The organism is Catellatospora chokoriensis (assembly GCF_011297315.1).
In the GTDB taxonomy this organism is placed as follows: Bacteria; Actinomycetota; Actinomycetes; order Mycobacteriales; family Micromonosporaceae; genus Catellatospora; species Catellatospora citrea.
In genome coordinates, this window is sequence record NZ_JAAOTI010000048.1 from 1 (window position 1) to 16,579 (window position 16,579).

The following is a 16,579-nucleotide window of genomic DNA, read 5'->3' on the forward strand; positions in this document are numbered from 1 at the left end:
GGGTGGCGGGTGGCGGGTGGCGGGGCCGGGTCAGAGGGTGGTGTGGAGGCGGAGTTGGGGGATCAGGAGGTCGTCGACGTCGAGGGCGCGGGTGGCGCCGTCGGGGGCCCAGCCGGCCGAGGTGAGGAACTTGCGGGTCGCGGCGTCGGCGTCGAAGGCCCAGCACACGGCGCTGTCGAAGCCGTCGCCGCGCCACAGGTCGACGCTGGCCGCCAGCAGCCGGCTGCCGTGGCCGCGCCGGCCCCAGCGGGGCTCGACCAGCATGTCGGTGACGGCCGCCACGTTCTCGCGCTCGGGGGTGTGATCCTCGTCGGCGGCCAGTGCCCCGTCGTCGAAGGGACCGGAGGCGGCGAAACCCACCACGTATTCTTGGACGGCCTGCTCGACCGCGTTCTGCTCGACGGCGACGAGGACCCGGTGGCGGGCGGTGGGGGGCGCGGTGACCGCGTCGGCCCAGCGCAACGCCAGGAACGCCTCGTCGATCTCGTCGAGGACGTGTTTGGGCAGCACTCGGCGATAGGCGACCCGCCAGGTCGCCAACTGGATACGTGCGATCTCGCCGGCGTCGTCGGGACGCGCCGGTCGGACGAACCCGACTGCCACGCCCGAAGCGTACCGAGCCCATCCGGGCACTGATCAGGAGGTCGACCTTGAGCCGCGGACGGCAGATCGCGACCGTGTCGGCACTCGCCGCCGCGGCGCTGGTGTTCGTCGTGTTTTTCGCGCAGCGGCACGGCTTCTTCGACCTGAACGTCTACTACGGCGCCGTCCGGTTCTGGACCAACGGCGGCGAGATCTACGACTTCGTCCGGCCCAACAGCACGTACGGCTTCACGTACCCGCCGTTCGCGGCGTTGACCATGCTGCCGATGGCGGTGCTGTCCTGGCCTGCCGCGATCGTGGTGAGTTCGGCCGCGACGGCGCTGGTCACCTGGTGGCTGCTGCGGCTGCTGCTCGGCCCGGTCATCGCGGCCCAGCGCTGGACGCCGTGGTTCGCGGTGGCGGTGGCGCTGTGCCTGGTCGCGGTGTACGAGCCGATGCGCGAGACCTTCCTGTTCGGGCAGGTCAACATGCTGCTGCTGTGCCTGGTCGCGGCGGACCTGCTGCTGTTCACCCGCAAGGGCAGCAGGTGGGGCGGGGTGGGCATCGGCCTGGCCACGGCGATCAAGCTGACCCCGGGCATCTTCATCGTGTACCTGCTGATCACCAAGCGCTGGCGGGCGGCGGCGGTGGCCAGTGGCACGGCCGCGGCGGCGACGCTGGCCGCGGGCGTGGTCGCACCGGACGCCACGCGCGAGTTCTGGACCAGCGCGCTGTGGGACACCGACCGGGTAGGCGTGCTGTCGTTCATCTCGAACCAGTCCCTGCAGGGCGTGGTCGCCCGGTTGACGGCAGGGCACCCGAGCAAGGCGCTGTGGGCGGTGCTGGTGGTGGCCGTGCTGGCGGTGTGGTTCGTCCGTTCCCGGGCGGCGGTGGCACGCGGTGACGAGGTCGCCGGGCTCGCCTTCACGGGCATCATCGGGGTGCTGATCAGCCCGGTGACCTGGGTGCACCACCTGGTGTGGCTGATCCCGGCGCTGGTGCTGCTGGTCGAGCGCGGCATGGAGTCCGCTCCGCGCAGCAGGCGGCGCTGGGCCCTGCTGGGTCTGGCCGGGGCGTCGTACGTGATCCTGTCCAGCCGGGTGGTCTGGCTGTGGGAGGGCGAGGTCGGCGGGCTCGGCACGCTGCTCGGCTCGAACGCGTACGTCTGGGTGTGCCTGGCGCTGCTGTGCTGCACGCCGCTGGCGCCCCGGCCCGCCGGGTCAGCCTCGCCGGAGGGCGCAGCGCAGCTCGGGGATGTCGACGTCGCTGCCGGTCGGCCGGTACGTCGCCCGAAGTCCGTCCGGGTGTAGCCCGTGCCGGGCGTAGAAGCGCAGCGCCCGGTGGTTGTCCGCGAGCGCCCACAGGCGCACCTCGGGCTGCGGTAGCGCGTCGAGCGCGGCCAGCAGCAGGGCGTCGCCCGCGCCGGTGCCCCAGTGGTCGGGGTGCACGTAGATGGCGAGGATCTCGCCGAACTCCGGCTGCAGCGGGCTGTCGTCCAGCTCCTGGGCGCGGTACGGGCCGTGGCAGGCGAAGCCGGTGACCGTGTCGCCGTCGAGCGCGACGAGGTTGTGGAAGGGGCTGTCCGGGTCGGCCAGGCGGTCGAGCCGCCAGGCCGTCCGGGCGGTGACATCGAGCGCGGCCAGGATGTCGTCGGGCACGATTCCGGCGTACGCCACCTGCCAGGCCCGTACGTGTACCGCCGCGACCGCCGCACAGTCGGCGGGCGTCTCCGCCCGAACGATGATCCCCATGCCCGCAGAGCTTACGAAGACCCGCCCGAGCAGGCAAAGAAGTTACGAACGGCCTGCCCACACGGTGTGAAGTGATGGGAAGGTGCCCTTCCGCCACACATAGCGATGTGAAGGTGCCCTTCCTTTCCCAGGGCGTCGGGGGTGGGGGGTAGCGTCGGGCGGCGTGGAGACGGTGACGGTGGCGCAGGCGCGGCGGATGGCGCTGGCGGCGCAGGGGTTCGCGGATCGGGTGCCCAAGGGGCCGGTGGGGGCGCGGCATCTGCGCAAGGTCGTCGGGCGCACGGGGCTGCTGCAGATCGACTCGGTGAACGTGCTGCAGCGGGCGCACTACCTGCCTGCGTACAGCCGGATCGGGGCGTACGACCCGGCGGTGCTGGACGGGGCGAGCGCACGGCGGCCGCGCTGGCTGTTCGAGTACTGGGGGCACGAGGCGTCGCTGCTGCCGGTCGAGCTGCAGCCGCTGATGCGGTGGCGGATGGCGACCGCGCAGGGCGTGTGGGGCGGGCCCCGCAACATCGCGGCGCAGCGGCCCGATCTGGTGGCGTGGGTGCTGCAGGAGGTGCGCGACCGGGGGCCGGTGACCGCCGCCGTGATCGAGCAGGACGTGCCCAAGCCCAAGGACAACTGGGGCTGGAACTGGTCGGACGTGAAGAAGGCCCTGGAGTGGCTCTTCTACTCGGGCGAGATCACCTCGGCGGGCCGGACCAGCCAGTTCGCCCGGCTGTACGACCTCACCGAGCGGGTGCTGCCGGCCGCGGTGATGAGCACGCCGACCCCGGAGCCCGCGGCGGCGTACCGGGCGCTGGTCGAGATCGCCGCCCGCGCGCTGGGGGTCGCCGCCGAGCCGGAGCTGCGGGACTACTTCCGGCTGCCGCTGGCCGGGGCCCGCACCGCCGTCGCCGAGCTGGTCGAGGAAGGGGTGCTGATCCCCACCCAGATCAAGGGCTGGACGCGGCCGACCTGGCGGCACCGCGACGCCGCGCTGCCGCGCAAGGTGGCCGTGTCGACGCTGGTCAGCCCGTTTGATCCGCTGATCTGGGAGCGCTCGCGCACGGAGCGGCTGTTCGACCTGCGCTACCGGATCGAGATCTACGTGCCGCAGGAGCAGCGGGTGCACGGCTACTACGTGCTGCCGTTCCTGCACGGCGACCGGTTCGCGGCCCGCGTCGACCTGAAGGCCGACCGCCGGGCCGGGGTGCTGCGGGTGCCCGCCGCCTGGGCCGAGCCGGGGGTGGACGAGCACGCCACGGCCGAGGCCCTGGCGGTCGAGTTGCGCCGCCTCGCGGCCTGGCTCGGCCTGGGCGAGGTGGCCGCTCCCGAGCGGGGTGATCTCGCTGCCGCGCTCGCCGACGCGGGTATGCGCGGCAGTGTAAGTTCAGAGCTGTGACCGAGGCCTCCGCCACCGTGACTCCGCACGGCCCGCAGTTCGCGGGCGATCCTTTCACGCCGCCGCCCGCCGACCGGATCACCCGGTTCACCGACTGGCTGCGCGCGCACACCCCGGTCTGGGCGGGTCCGCTGGCGGCGCTGGCCTGCATCGGCGGCGCGCTGACCTACACCCAGCTGGCCGACCCGGCCAACGTCGGCGCGGACGCCACGCCGACCTGCCTGGTCAAGATGCTCACCGGGTTCGACTGCCCGGGCTGCGGCGGCACCCGCGCCGCGTGGTACCTGATGCAGGGCGACCTGCCGGCCGCGGCACGCCACCACCTGATGTTCGTCTTCGCGGTGCCGTTCCTGATCTACATGTACGTGGCCTGGGCGGGCAACACCACCTTCAAGTGGAAGCTGCCCCAGTTGAAGATCGGTCCCAAGCACGTCGCGTTCTTCCTGGGCGCGTGGGGCGTGTTCATGGTGCTGCGCAACCTGCCCTGGGCCCCGTTCACGTACTTCTTCGTCTGACCGCTCCCGGCCGTCGCGGCGTGCGGTCAGCGCGTCGCCATGGCCGCGAGCACCGCGGCGAGCAGGATCCACCCGGTCAGCACGGCGGCGATGCCCGCGCGCACGCCCGACCTCGCCCCGGCGAATGCCAGCACGGTCAGCACGACCAGCTGCACGGCGATGACGACGGCCAGCGCGGGCAGCCCCATGATCATGGCCACGATCGCCGTGCCGTCGCGCTGGTTCGGCGTACACCCGAAGCCGATGCCGTCACACGAGCCGTCGGCCTTGGTGCTCGGCAGCGTCGTGATCCACGCCAGGACCCCGCACGCCAGCAGCGCCGCCGCCGCGGCGATGATCCCGAACCCTCGCGCGACGACCGACCCCCGGCTCGGCCGGACGTCACCGGCTGCCCCGCTGTCCTGCGACGCGGCCACCTCGGGCGTCGGCTCCCCTGCTGCGGGCATGGACCCATCGGGCTGCACTGACGACATCCCGAGGACTCTACGCGACCTTGACCGCCCCGTTCCCCGCCCCCACGCGAAGCGGGGGCGGGGAAGACCCGCGGGTCAGGCAGGGGTGACGCGGCGCAGGGCGATGTCGCCGGAGGCCGTGCGGACCTTGAGGGTGAGGGTGGTGGGGGTGGCCACGGCGGGCGGGGTGGCGCCGGTCATGTGCAGGTCGCTGGTGGTACGGCCGGCCGCGGTGCTCAGGTCGAGCCAGACGCCCGTGCCCGCGGGGACGCCGACCTTGACGTCACCGCTGGCCGTGTTCAGCTTGGCCTCGCCGCTGCGGGCCACGCCGATGGCGATGTCGCCGGAGGCGGTGATGACCCTGGTGTCGGCGTCGGTGCCGCCCAGTTCGACGTCGCCGCTGGCGGTGTTGGCGGTGACGGCGCCGCCGACGTGCCCGGTGCGCACGTGGCCGGAGGCCGTGGTGACGCGCAGCTGCCCGCCGACCGGGCCGAGGCGCACGTTGCCGCTGGCGCTGTGGATGCTGACGTCGCCGGTCACCGGACCGACGGTCACCTCGCCGCTGGCGGTGTGGATCACCGCGTCGTGGTAGGAGCCCTCGCACACCGTGTCGGCGGAGGCGACCTTCACCGACAGCGCGCTGCCGGTGGGCAGCTCGACGCGGACGAGGAGCCGGGCACGGCGGAACAACCGCCAGCCGCCGTGCTCCGGGGCCTGGACCAGCAGGTGTCGGCCCTCCTTGAAGTCGATCTTCGTCTCGCGTACGGCTTCGGCGCTGGCCTCGGAGGAGTCCATGGCGACGACGCTGACGGTGACGGTGTCGCGCTCGGTGGCCACGACCTCGAGGCGGCCGGCGGCGACGCGCAGGTCCGCGCGGATGGTGCCGTTGCAGGGGAAGGTCTGGTTCATGTCCGGCTCCTGTCAGGCCTGGGCGTAGCCGGTGATCCGGCGGCCGAGGTGGGAGGTGGGGGGCGGGGTGACCGGGCGCAGCGCGTTCGCGGTGGCGCGGACCAGCCAGGCGTTGACCGAGATGCCCTCGGCCGAGGCGGCCCGCTCGGCCGCCTCCTTGAGCTGCTCGGGCAGGCGCAGGGTGAGCCGTGCCTGGTCGCCGCCCTCGGTGAGCGGCGGGACGGGCGGCGCGGGTGCGGCCTCGTGGACCGGGGCGACAGGCGTGCTGACGACCAGGTCGGCCTCGCGCCCGCGGATGCGCACCTCGACGGTCGGGCCGTCGAGCTTGGTGGTGATCTCGGCGCTCGCGTCGGCCAGCACCTCGATGAGGCAGAGCCGGGCCGACGCGTCGAGGGCGAGGGTCAGCAGTTCGGCGGTGCGGGCGACGTCGTCGCCGGCGGGCGCGGCCGCGGCGGCGAGATCCCGCCGCAGCGACTCGAGGTACGGGGACAGGTCCATGACACCACTATGACGTCATGTCTGACGTCAAGCAAGTGTCACCCTGATGTCTATCCGGTCGGTCGATGACGTCACGGTGACGTCGTGCCTGGTAGATCGCTGGTTGGTGTCGGAAGGTGAGGCTGGAGCCCGCTTTCTGACACGAAACGGCGATCACCGCGGTGGTCTGCGACCGCGAGCGTCGCCAACCGGACAATGGCGGCTATATCCCACCAGCAGCCTGGTCTCGCCGGGCCGCTAAGCTGGCGCGTGTGACTGAGATGGTGAAGCCCTCTGTGCAGCTGATCGCCTGGACGAACTTCCAGGCCCCGGCCGACGTGCCGTGGGACACCGACGCCGAGGGCGGCCAGGCGCTGGCGGAGTTCGCCGGCCGGGCCTGCTACCAGTCCTGGTCCAAGCCGAACCCGGCGACCGCGACCAACGCCGACTACCTGCGCCACATCCTCGAGGTGGGCCACCTGTCGGTGCTCGAGCACGGGAGCGCGACGTTCTACTTCACGGGCGTCTCACGTTCTTTCACGCACGAACTGATCCGCCACCGGCACTTCTCGTACTCCCAGCTGTCCCAGCGCTACGTGCCCGAGCGCGACGCGGCCATGGTCGAGCCCGAGGTGATCGCGGCCAACCCGGAGCTGCACAAGAAGTTCGTCGAGGCCAGCGAGGCCGCGGTGCGGGCGTACAACGAGCTGCTGGAGGGCCTGGAGGCCACCTTCGCCGATGTGCCCAACGCCACGCTGCGCCGCAAGCAGGCCCGTCAGGCGGCCCGTGCCGTGCTGCCGAACGCCACCGAGACCCGGATCGTGGTCACCGGCAACTACCGCGCGTGGCGGCACTTCATCGCGATGCGGGCGACCGAGCACGCCGACGTGGAGATCCGCGAGCTGGCCGTGGCGACCCTTCGCGAGCTGCAGAAACTTGCACCGAGCGTGTTCAACGACTTCTCGATCAGCGCCCTTCCGGACGGCTCGGAGATCGCCTCCAGCGTCTACACCTGGGAGTCCTGAGGGCCACGATGGCGCCCGCCGTATTCCGCTAGGTTGTGTGCATGACGAACAACGCTCAAAGGCCATTCGGCCGCCTGCTCACCGCGATGGTCACCCCGTTCGGTGCCGACGGGGCCGTCGACGTCGACGGTGCCGCCCGCCTCGCGGCGCACCTCGTGGACGAGCAGCGCAACGACGCGTTGGTCGTCAACGGCACCACCGGTGAGTCGCCCACCACGACCGACGCCGAGAAAGAGGCCGTGATCAGGGCCGTCGTCGAGGCTGTCGGCGACCGGGCCAAGGTGGTGGCCGGGGTGGGCACGTTCAGCACCCACCACACCGTCGAACTGGCCCGCTCGGCCGAGAAGGCGGGCGCGCACGGCCTGCTCGTCGTGTCGCCCTACTACAACAAGCCGCCGCAGGCCGGGCTGGTCAAGCACTTCACGACGGTCGCCGACGCGGTCGACCTGCCGATCCTGCTGTACGACATCCCGCACCGCACCGGCGTCGCGATCACCACCGACACCATGGTCACCCTGGCCGGGCACCCGCGCATCGTGGGCGTCAAGGACGCCAAGGGCGATCTCGCGGCCGCGTCCTGGGTCAAGCGGCGCGCCGAGTTCGCCTACTACAGCGGCGACGACGCGGCCACCCTCCCGCTGCTGGCGATCGGGGGCGTCGGCGTCGTCGGCACCTCGACCCACTTCACCGGGTCCGGCACCAAAGACATGATCGAGGCGTACGAGCGCGGAGACGTCGCCGAGGCCCGGCGCCTGCACGAGGCGCTGCTCCCGCTGTACACCGGAATCTTCCGCACCCAGGGCACCATCCTGGTCAAGGCGGGCCTGAACGCCCGCGGCCTGCCCGCCGGGCCGGTCCGCCCGCCACTGGTCGACGCGACCGAGGCCGAGCTGGCGCAACTGCGCATCGACTGCGCGGACGCCGGCCTGCCGCTCTAGACGCCAAAGGGGCGCGAAGCCCCAGCACGAACGGCGTGCCGCGTGCCGCAGCCCTGAAACGGCGGCACCCGCGCCGGAGAACATAAGGAGTGATGTTCATTGACCGGGCCACAACTGGAGACCGGGCGTAGCGCCAATCTGGGCGCGCCCCCGCCGCTGCCCGAGGGCGGCCTGCGGATCATCCCGCTGGGCGGGCTGGGGGCCATCGGCCGCAACATGACCGTGTTCGAGTTCGGCGGCAAGCTGCTGATCGTCGACTGCGGCGTGCTGTTCCCGGACACCGCCGACCAACCCGGCGTGGACCTGATCCTGCCGGACTTCGCACCGATCCTGGACCGCCTCGGCGACGTCCAGGCGATCGTGCTCACGCACGGCCACGAGGACCACATCGGCGCCGTGCCGTACCTGCTGGCCCACAAGAACGACATCCCGCTGGTCGGCTCCCAATTCACGCTGGCGCTGATCGAGGCGAAGCTGGCCGAGCGGCGCATCACGCCGTACACGCTGACCGTCGCCGAGGGGCAGCGCGAGCGGCTGGGGCCGTTCGAGCTGGAGTTCTTCGCGGTCAACCACTCGATCCCGGACGCGCTGGCGGTGGCCATCCGCACCGAGGCCGGCCTGGTGCTGCACACCGGCGACTTCAAGATGGACCAGCTGCCGCTGGACGGGCGCATCACCGACCTGGCCGGCTTCGCCCGGCTCGGCATGGAGGGTGTCGACCTGCTGCTGTCGGACTCCACCAACGCGGAGATCCCCGGCTTCGTCTCGCCGGAGAAGCAGATCGGCCCGGTGCTCGGGTCGATCTTCGGCAAGGCCACCGGGCGCATCATCGTGGCCTCGTTCGCCTCGCACGTGCACCGGGTGCAGCAGGTGTTCGACGCCGCCGAGGAGCACGGCCGCAAGGTCGCCCTGATCGGCCGGTCCATGGTCCGCAACATGGGCATCGCGCGGGACCTGGGTCTGCTCAAGGTCAAGGCCGGCCTGGTGGTGAACATGGAGGAGGCGGCGAGCCTGCCGCCGAACGAGATCGTGCTGATGTCGACCGGTTCGCAGGGCGAGCCGATGAGCGCGCTGGGCCGGATGGCCACCGGCGACCACCGCCACATCACGGTCGGCCCGAACGACACCGTGGTGCTGGCCAGCTCGCTGGTCCCCGGCAACGAGACCAGCGTGTACCGGGTGATCAACCAGCTGGCCCGGCTCGGTGCCAACGTCATCCACAAGGACGTGGCCAAGGTCCACGTCAGCGGCCACGCGCCCGCGGGCGAGCTGCTCTACCTGCTCAACGTGGTCAAGCCGAGCAACCTGATGCCGGTGCACGGCGAGTGGCGGCACCTGCGCGCGCACGCCCAGCTCGGCGTCGACTCCGGGGTGGACCCGGCGCGGGTCGTGCTCTGCGAGGACGGCGACGTGGTCGACCTCGTCGAGGGCCACGCCAAGCTGGTCGGCCACGTGAAGAGCCGGTACGTCTATGTGGACGGTCTGGCCATCGGCGACGTCGGCGAGAGCCTGCTCACCGAGCGCCGGGTGCTGGGTGACGGCGGCTTCATCGCGGTGACCGTGGTGGTCGACTCGGTCACCGGCAAGGTCGTCGGCGGTCCGCTGCTGTCGGCGAAGGGCTTCTCCGAGGACCCGACCGCCTTCGACCCGGCGTTGCCGCTGGTCACCGAGGCCCTCGACCGCGCTGCGCTGGACGGCGTCACCGACTCCCACCAGCTCCAGCAGATCGTCCGCCGAGTGGTCGGCCGCTGGGTCAACGAGGCCTACCGCCGTCGCCCGATGATCGTGCCGAACGTCCTGGAGGTCTGACCCGGACTGTCCGCCGTGGACCCCGCCACGTTGATCATGAAGTTAGGGACGTCGACACGCCGTCGAACACGTCCATAAGTTCATGATCAACGTGGAGGGGTTACGGTGTGGGACATGGCGGGCCGTACTTCCTCATCGAGCCGTCGTCGAGCTGCCACGCCGACGAAGGCCACGGCCGCGCGTACCCGACAGACGGGGCGTACACCCGCCCGTCGTGCCCCGGCCCGGCGGCCCGTACGACGCCGCAGTCGCGTCACGATCAATCCAGCGGCGCTGCTCGGCCGCCTGGTCGGTGGCATCTGGATGGCCATCGCGCACGGTCTGGGCTGGATGGTGCGCGCCGTCGGCTCGCAGGCGGCCAAGGCTCGCGACCTCGACCCCGAGCACCGCCGCGATGGCCTCGGCCTGCTGCTGATGGCCCTGGCCATCCTGTTCGGCGTCGCCATCTGGGGCTCCGGGCAGGGCAGCGGCGGCAAGTTCGGCACCTGGCTGGCCGACACCACCCGCTTCTTCATCGGCGCCACCGCCGCCGCGCTGCCGCTGCTGCTGGCCGTCAGCGGGATCCGGGCCATGCGCGCCGAACCGGACCCCGCCCAGCGCGGCCGCGGCATCGTCGGCTGGACGGCGCTCACCCTCGCCTCGACCGCGCTGCTGCACATCGCGCTCTCGCCGGTCGACGTGCAGCAGCTGGAGCAAGCCGGCGGCCTGCTCGGCAAGCTCGTCGGCGGCGGACTCGGCGGCGTGCTGTCGAACTTCGTCGCGGTGCTGCTCTTCCTTCTGCTGCTCACCTTCGGCGTACTGGTGATCACCGCGACGCCGGTGAACAAGATCCCGGAGCGCCTGGCGAATCTGCGTGACAGCTTCCTGGGCGTGGCGACGCCGGAACGCACCGACGACGACGTCGACGAGGAGCAGGAGGTGCCCGCGCCGCGCCGCCGCAAGCGGCTCACCCCGCCCGCGGCGTTCCAGGCGCCTGACCCCGACGACGACTTCGACGACGCCGCCTACGAGCGCGTCCTCGCTGAGCAGGAGACGGTCGCCATCGAGCGGCCCGCCAAGCGGCGCAAGCCCGACCCGCCGCAGCACACCCCGCCGCCCACCAAGACCGAACAGCTGCTGCTGCCCAGCCTCGGCGGCGACTACACCCTGCCGCCCCCCAACCTGCTCAAGCCCGGCGAGGCGGCCAAGACTCGGTCCAAGGCCAACGACGAGGTCATCGCCGCGCTGGCGCACGTGTTCGACCAGTTCGACGTGGACGCCGCGGTCACCGGGTTCACCCGCGGGCCGACGGTCACCCGGTACGAGGTCGAGCTCGGGCTCGGGGTGAAGGTGGAGCGCATCACCGCCCTGTCGCGCAACATCGCGTACGCGGTGAAGAGCCCCGACGTGCGCATCCTCAGCCCGATCCCGGGCAAGAGCGCGGTCGGCGTGGAGATCCCGAACACCGACCGGGAGGACGTGGCGCTCGGCGACGTGCTGCGCTCCCGGGTGGCCACCTCCGAGACGCACCCGATGGTGGTGGCGCTCGGCAAGGACATCGAGGGCGGCTACGTGGTGGCCAACCTCGCCAAGATGCCGCACATCCTCATCGCCGGCGCGACCGGTGCGGGCAAGTCGTCCTGCCTCAACTCGCTGCTGGTGTCGATCCTGGCCCGGGCCACGCCGGACCAGGTGCGGCTGCTGCTGATCGACCCCAAGCGCGTCGAGATGACCAACTACGAGGGCATCCCGCACCTGGTCACGCCGATCGTGACGAACCCGAAGAAGGCCGCCGACGCCCTCGAGTGGGTCGTCCGCGAGATGGACATGCGCTACGACGACCTCGCGGCAGCCGGGGTGCGCCACATCGACGACTACAACCGCAAGCTCCGGGCGGGGCAGATCAAGCCGCCGCCGGGCTCCGAACGCGTGCTCACGCCGTACCCGTACCTGCTGGTGGTCGTCGACGAGCTGGCCGACCTGATGATGGTCGCGCCGCGCGACGTCGAGGACTCGATCGTGCGCATCACCCAGCTGGCCCGCGCGGCCGGCATCCACCTGGTGCTGGCCACCCAGCGCCCGTCGGTCGACGTGGTGACCGGTCTGATCAAGGCGAACGTGCCGTCCCGGCTGGCGTTCGCGACCAGCTCGCTGGCCGATTCCCGGGTCATCCTGGACCAGCCCGGCGCGGAGAAGCTGATCGGCCGCGGCGACGCGCTGTTCCTGCCCATGGGGGCCAGCAAGCCGCAGCGCATCCAGGGCTCCTGGGTCAGCGAGAACGAGATGAACGACATCGTGGCGTTCTGCAAGCGCCAGCGCGAGCCCGAGTTCCGCCCCGAGGTGCTGGCCCCGGTGCAGGACACCAAGAAGAAGGTCGACGAGGAGATCGGCGACGACCTGACGCTGCTCATCCAGGCCATCGAGCTGGTCGTGGTCTCCCAGCTCGGCTCGACCAGCATGCTCCAGCGCAAACTCCGCGTCGGCTTCGCCAAGGCCGGCCGCCTGATGGACCTGATGGAGACCCGCGGCATAGTCGGCCCCTCCGAAGGCTCCAAGGCCCGCGAGGTCCTGGTCAAACCCGACGAACTCGCAGAGGTCCTGTCCTCCCTCGGCGTCGACGACTAGTCGCGTTGATCATGAACTTATGCACGGGTCGGCGGTGTGTCGCCGCCATAACTTCATGATCAACGCTGCGAGGCGGGGTCCGGGCGGTCAGGAGGGGGTGGGGTCGGGGGTGTGGCGCGCGCGGAGGACGGAGACGAGGGCCACCGCGCTGACGGCGGACCAGACTCCTTCCAGCAGCAGGAAGCCCCAGTCCTGGCTGGTCCAGGCGAGCCAGGCGAGCACGCCGGCGCCGAGGGTGTTCGCGGTCAGATAGCCGACCGAGCGGGGCGTGGTCCAGCCGAGCTGTCCGGCCACGTACCCGGCCAGCACCGTCAGCGCGCCCATGATCTGCAGGACGTCGTGGTTCATGATCGTGTGTTCTGCGCGCCGTCTTGTCGTTCCGGGTACGGCGAGCGGTCGTCCGGGGCAGGCGCCGGAGGGCGCGGCCGCCGCCCAGGCTAGCTCGAAGGAGTTAATAAGGGCACCTTTTACTACGGATAGCGATAAGAAGGTGCCCTTCCTTACATGGAAGGCCGTAGGCCGTATGTCGTCGCGGCCCGGTAGCCTGGTCGGGTGCCTGTTGACTCTTCCCTTGATCTTCCCGTGCCCGAGAGTGGGCGGCGGGTCGCGCTGCTGACCCTGGGCTGCGCCCGCAACGAGGTCGACTCGGAGGAGCTGGCCGCGCGCCTGGCGGCCGACGGCTGGCAGGTCAGCACCGACGGCGAGGGCGCGGACGTGGTCCTCGTCAACACCTGCGGCTTCGTCGAGAAGGCCAAGCAGGACTCGATCGACACGCTGCTGGCCGCCGCCGACACCGGCGCGAAGGTGGTGGCCGCGGGCTGCATGGCCGAGCGGTACGGCAACCAGCTGGCCGAGAGCCTGCCCGAGGCCGACGCGGTGCTCGGCTTCGACGACTACCCGTCGATCTCGGCCGCGCTCGGCTCGGTGCTGCGCGGCGACAAGCACGACGCGCACACCCCGCGCGACCGCCGCGAGCTGCTGCCGATCGCCCCGGCCAAGCGCCGCGAGACCGGCGTGATCGTGCCGGGCCACGCAGCGTTCACCAACGACGAGCACACCCCGGCGCACCTGCGGCCCGTGCTGCGGCACCGGCTCGACAGCAGCCCGGTGGCCTCGCTGAAGCTGGCCAGCGGCTGCGACCGCCGGTGCTCGTTCTGCGCCATCCCGGCGTTCCGCGGCTCGTTCGTCAGCCGCACCCCCGACGAGCTGCTGGCCGAGGCCGAGTGGCTGGCCGGCACGGGCGTGCGCGAGCTGGTGCTGGTCAGCGAGAACTCGACGTCGTACGGCAAGGACCTGGGCGACCCGCGGGCGCTGGAGAAGCTGCTGCCGCAGCTGGCCGCGATCCGGGGTCTGGTCCGGGTGCGGGTGAGCTACCTGCAGCCCGCCGAGACCCGGCCCGGCCTGGTCGAGGCGATCGCCACCACGCCGGGCGTCGCGCCGTACTTCGACCTGTCGTTCCAGCACTCCTCGGAGCCGGTGCTGCGCCGGATGCGGCGTTTCGGTTCCACCGAGCGCTTCCTGGAGCTGCTGGACAGCGCCCGCAAGCTCGCCCCGGAGGCGGGCGCGCGCAGCAACTTCATCGTCGGCTTCCCGGGCGAGACCCGCGCCGACTACGAGGAGCTGGTGCGCTTCGTCAGCGAGGCGCGGCTCGACGCGATCGGCGTGTTCGACTACAGCGACGAGGACGGCACCGAGGCCGCGACCATGGACGGCAAGGTCGGCGCGAAGACGATCCGCAGCCGGTACGACAAGATGCTGAGCCTGGTCGAGGAGCTGTGCGGCCAGCGGGCCGAGGAGCGCCTGGGCAGCCTGGTGGACGTGCTGGTGGACACGGTCGACGAGAACGGCGTCGAGGGCCGCGCGGCGCACCAGGCGCCGGAGGTGGACGGCTCGACCATGCTGGTCGCCGGGGCCGACGGGGTCGACCTGGGCGCGCTGCACCCGGGTGACCTGGTGCGGGCCCGGGTGACTGGGACCGAGGGCGTCGACCTGGTGGCCGTTCCCGTGGAGATGCTCGACGCGGCTCCCGCCGGCCGGCCAGCACTGGCCGTGGTGGCTGGTTAGCGTGTCTTCCGTGCAGGAACGTTCACGCCGGGTGCCACCGCTGCTCAACGCCGCCAACGTCCTCACGGTCGTGCGCATCGTGCTGGTGCCGGTCTTCGTGGCACTGGTGATCGTTTCTGGGATGACCGACAACCGCTGGCGGATCGCGGCCGCGATCACGTTCGGCGTCGCGTCGTTCACCGACTACGTCGACGGCTGGATCGCCCGGCGCTTCGAGCTGGTCACCTCGTTCGGCAAGGTCGCCGACCCGATCGCGGACAAGGCCCTGACCGGCTCGGCGCTGGTCCTGCTGAGCTGGTACGACCTGCTGCCCTGGTGGGTCACCCTGGTGATCCTGGTCCGGGAGTGGGGCATCACGCTGATGCGCTTCTGGGTCATCCGGTACGGCGTGATCGCGGCCAGCCGCGGCGGCAAGCTCAAGACCGTGCTGCAGATCGCCGCGATCGCCTGGTATCTGTGGCCGTTCCCGGCCCCGTGGTCGGCGGTGGGCCCGTGGCTGATGGGCGCGGCCTTGCTGGTGACCGTGGTGACCGGCGTCGACTACGTGGTGGCGGCGATCCGGCTGCGGCGCGGCGCGCCCGTCTCGTGATCGAGGCATACCTGGGCATGCTCGGGGTGCCGCGCCGGGCGCCCTCGGCCGCCTACCTGCGCGAGCTGCATCGGGCGCAGGTGACCCGGGTGCCGTACACCAACCTGGAGATCATGCTGGGCCGCCCCGGCACGGTAACGCCCGACGACGCGCTGCGCCGGGTCACGGCCGGGCTCGGCGGCTACTGCTTCCACCTGAACGCCGCCTTCAGCGAGCTGCTGCGCGCGCTGGGCTTCACCGTCACCCTGCACCGCGGTTACGTAGTGGCCGCCCTCGACGAGGTGGACCCCGCGCTGAACCATCTGGCGCTGCTGGTGCACGACCTGCCGGACCCGGCGAACCCGGGCGGGCGCTGGCTGGCCGACGCCGGGCTCGGTGACGCCCTGTACGACCCGCTGCCGCTGGTCGACGGGGAGCACACGCAGGGTCCTTTCGCGTACGCCCTGACGGCCTCGCCCCGGCCGGAGGCCGGCTGGCGGCTGCGGCACGACCCGGCGGGGTCCTTCGCGGCCTGTGACGTCGTCGCCGCCCCGGCCGTGCTCGACGACTTCGCCGACGCGCACGAGCACCTGTCGACCTCGGCCGCGTCGCCGTTCACCCGGTTCCTCACGGCGCAGCGGCGCACCGCCGCGGGGGTGGACGTCCTGCGCGGCTGCACGCTGATCGGCATCGACGCCGCAGGGCGGCGCGAGGAGGTCCTGACCACCCGGGAGGACTGGCGGGAGGCGCTCGCCGAACTCTTCGGCCTGACCGGCGACGACATCGACGAGCTGTGGCCCGGCACGCTGGCGGCCCATGAGGAGTGGACGGCCCGGCGGAGCGCCATGTCGGAGCCCGCCGCATGATCGACGTTAAGGGTCTGGTCGGCAGGCTGGTCGAGCGGGGGCAGACCGTCGCGGCGGCGGAGTCGCTGACCGGCGGGCTGCTCACCGCGACCCTGGTCACCGTGCCCGGGGTGAGCCGGGTGCTGCGAGGCGGGCTGGTGGTGTACGCCACCGACCTCAAGCACAGCCTGGCCGGGGTGGACGCGGGGCTGCTGGCCGAGCGCGGGCCGGTCGATCCGGACGTGGCGCTCGCGCTGGCCCGGGGCGCGCGTGAGCGCTGCGGCGCGGACTGGGGCCTGTCCACGACCGGGGTGGCCGGACCGGGGCCGCAGGACGGCGTGCCCGCCGGGACCGTGTACGTCGCGCTGGCCGGTCCGCAGGGTCAGGCCGAGGTCCGTGAGCTGCACATCGACGGTGAGCGCCAGCGCGTACGCGATGCCGCGGTGGCCACCGCGCTGAGCCTGCTCGACACCGCCGTGATCGATTCGTAAGACGTGATCTCTTCGTGACCTGTGCGGAGTTTGGCCGGACTGTCGTAGTGTGTATCAGAGTGGCGTCGGCCGCCGAGTGAGTTCGCCGATCCGCCCCGGCGGGGCGGGATGTCGAACTGGCATGAAGAGAGTACGGTTCTTCTCAGCCGTCGGTGACAACCG

At 71.8% G+C, this 16,579-nt stretch carries 17 protein-coding genes and 1 riboswitch; of the genes, 11 read left to right on the forward strand and 6 right to left on the reverse strand.

All coding sequences use genetic code 11. The annotated features are described in order from the left end of the window. Window positions 1–30 precede the first annotated feature (30 nt). Window positions 31–603 carry a GNAT family N-acetyltransferase gene (locus HAV39_RS40360; protein WP_191844365.1) on the reverse strand — a complete coding sequence of 191 codons (573 nt, stop codon included), beginning with the start codon at window positions 601–603 and terminating at the stop codon, window positions 31–33. 32 nt (window positions 604–635) lie between these two features. Between HAV39_RS40360 and HAV39_RS40365 the strand changes: the two genes are divergently transcribed. Continuing rightward, window positions 636–1,892, forward strand: coding sequence for a glycosyltransferase 87 family protein (locus tag HAV39_RS40365; RefSeq protein WP_373311810.1), 1,257 nt, complete (start codon window positions 636–638; stop codon window positions 1,890–1,892). Here the strand turns inward: HAV39_RS40365 and HAV39_RS40370 are convergent. Next, window positions 1,803–2,333, reverse strand: a complete 531-nt coding sequence (locus tag HAV39_RS40370) for a GNAT family N-acetyltransferase (protein WP_191844367.1) — start codon at window positions 2,331–2,333, stop codon at window positions 1,803–1,805. The two genes, HAV39_RS40365 and HAV39_RS40370, sit on opposite strands and share 90 nt — an antisense overlap. A gap of 196 nt (window positions 2,334–2,529) precedes the next feature. Here HAV39_RS40370 and HAV39_RS40375 point away from each other — a divergent pair, with 196 nt between their 5' ends. Both HAV39_RS40375 and HAV39_RS40380 read left to right on the forward strand, forming a co-directional pair. Continuing rightward, entirely contained in the window at window positions 2,530–3,720 is a 1,191-nt protein-coding gene (locus HAV39_RS40375) for a winged helix-turn-helix domain-containing protein (protein WP_191844389.1), read from the forward strand. After that, window positions 3,717–4,235: a DUF2752 domain-containing protein gene (locus tag HAV39_RS40380; protein WP_120318575.1), complete on the forward strand. Its 519-nt coding sequence runs from the start codon at window positions 3,717–3,719 to the stop codon at window positions 4,233–4,235. Before HAV39_RS40375 ends, HAV39_RS40380 begins: the two co-directional genes overlap by 4 nt. Window positions 4,236–4,261: 26 nt before the next feature. Here the strand turns inward: HAV39_RS40380 and HAV39_RS40385 are convergent, their stop codons facing one another. The 3 genes from HAV39_RS40385 to HAV39_RS40395 form a co-directional block, all read right to left on the reverse strand. Further along, the gene (locus tag HAV39_RS40385) at window positions 4,262–4,681 is read right to left on the reverse strand and encodes a hypothetical protein (RefSeq protein WP_191844368.1); all 420 of its coding nucleotides are present in this window, start codon (window positions 4,679–4,681) and stop codon (window positions 4,262–4,264) included. A 102-nt stretch (window positions 4,682–4,783) separates the two neighbouring features. Beyond that, window positions 4,784–5,596 carry a DUF4097 family beta strand repeat-containing protein gene (locus tag HAV39_RS40390; protein ID WP_191844369.1) on the reverse strand — a complete coding sequence of 271 codons (813 nt, stop codon included), beginning with the start codon at window positions 5,594–5,596 and terminating at the stop codon, window positions 4,784–4,786. Window positions 5,597–5,608: 12 nt separating this feature from the next. Then, window positions 5,609–6,094, reverse strand: a complete 486-nt coding sequence (locus tag HAV39_RS40395) for a toxin-antitoxin system HicB family antitoxin (protein ID WP_120318578.1) — start codon at window positions 6,092–6,094, stop codon at window positions 5,609–5,611. 260 nt (window positions 6,095–6,354) lie between these two features. Between HAV39_RS40395 and thyX the strand changes: the two genes are divergently transcribed. The 4 genes from thyX to HAV39_RS40415 all read left to right on the forward strand — a co-directional run bounded on the left by thyX (window position 6,355) and on the right by HAV39_RS40415 (window position 12,449). After that, complete coding sequence (thyX, locus tag HAV39_RS40400) at window positions 6,355–7,098, forward strand: FAD-dependent thymidylate synthase (protein WP_120318579.1); 744 nt, start codon at window positions 6,355–6,357, stop codon at window positions 7,096–7,098. Window positions 7,099–7,139: 41 nt separating this feature from the next. Further along, entirely contained in the window at window positions 7,140–8,036 is an 897-nt protein-coding gene (gene dapA / locus HAV39_RS40405) for a 4-hydroxy-tetrahydrodipicolinate synthase (protein ID WP_191844370.1), read from the forward strand. A gap of 138 nt (window positions 8,037–8,174) precedes the next feature. Continuing rightward, entirely contained in the window at window positions 8,175–9,845 is a 1,671-nt protein-coding gene (locus HAV39_RS40410; protein ID WP_275413946.1) for a ribonuclease J, read from the forward strand. Between the two features lie 114 nt (window positions 9,846–9,959). After that, window positions 9,960–12,449, forward strand: coding sequence for a DNA translocase FtsK (locus tag HAV39_RS40415; RefSeq protein WP_191844371.1), 2,490 nt, complete (start codon window positions 9,960–9,962; stop codon window positions 12,447–12,449). A gap of 87 nt (window positions 12,450–12,536) precedes the next feature. Here the strand turns inward: HAV39_RS40415 and HAV39_RS40420 are convergent, their stop codons facing one another. Further along, window positions 12,537–12,797: a CBU_0592 family membrane protein gene (locus tag HAV39_RS40420; protein WP_191844372.1), complete on the reverse strand. Its 261-nt coding sequence runs from the start codon at window positions 12,795–12,797 to the stop codon at window positions 12,537–12,539. Between the two features lie 12 nt (window positions 12,798–12,809). Further along, window positions 12,810–12,877: riboswitch (guanidine-III (ykkC-III) riboswitch) on the reverse strand. Between the two features lie 154 nt (window positions 12,878–13,031). On the opposite strand from HAV39_RS40420, the gene rimO reads away from it, so the two are divergent. Genes rimO through HAV39_RS40440 form a run of 4 tightly spaced genes read left to right on the forward strand, consistent with a single transcriptional unit; the run spans window position 13,032 to window position 16,417 of the window. Then, window positions 13,032–14,513: a 30S ribosomal protein S12 methylthiotransferase RimO gene (gene rimO / locus HAV39_RS40425; RefSeq protein ID WP_191844373.1), complete on the forward strand. Its 1,482-nt coding sequence runs from the start codon at window positions 13,032–13,034 to the stop codon at window positions 14,511–14,513. 10 nt (window positions 14,514–14,523) lie between these two features. Next, window positions 14,524–15,102, forward strand: coding sequence for a CDP-diacylglycerol--glycerol-3-phosphate 3-phosphatidyltransferase (gene pgsA, locus HAV39_RS40430; protein WP_191844374.1), 579 nt, complete (start codon window positions 14,524–14,526; stop codon window positions 15,100–15,102). Continuing rightward, window positions 15,099–15,947, forward strand: a complete 849-nt coding sequence (locus HAV39_RS40435) for an arylamine N-acetyltransferase family protein (protein WP_203736383.1) — start codon at window positions 15,099–15,101, stop codon at window positions 15,945–15,947. The genes pgsA and HAV39_RS40435 overlap by 4 nt, the downstream gene beginning before the upstream one ends. Next, window positions 15,944–16,417 (forward strand): CinA family protein, encoded by a 474-nt coding sequence (locus HAV39_RS40440; protein ID WP_191844375.1) that lies wholly within the window; start codon window positions 15,944–15,946, stop codon window positions 16,415–16,417. Before HAV39_RS40435 ends, HAV39_RS40440 begins: the two co-directional genes overlap by 4 nt. Window positions 16,418–16,579: the final 162 nt, after the last annotated feature.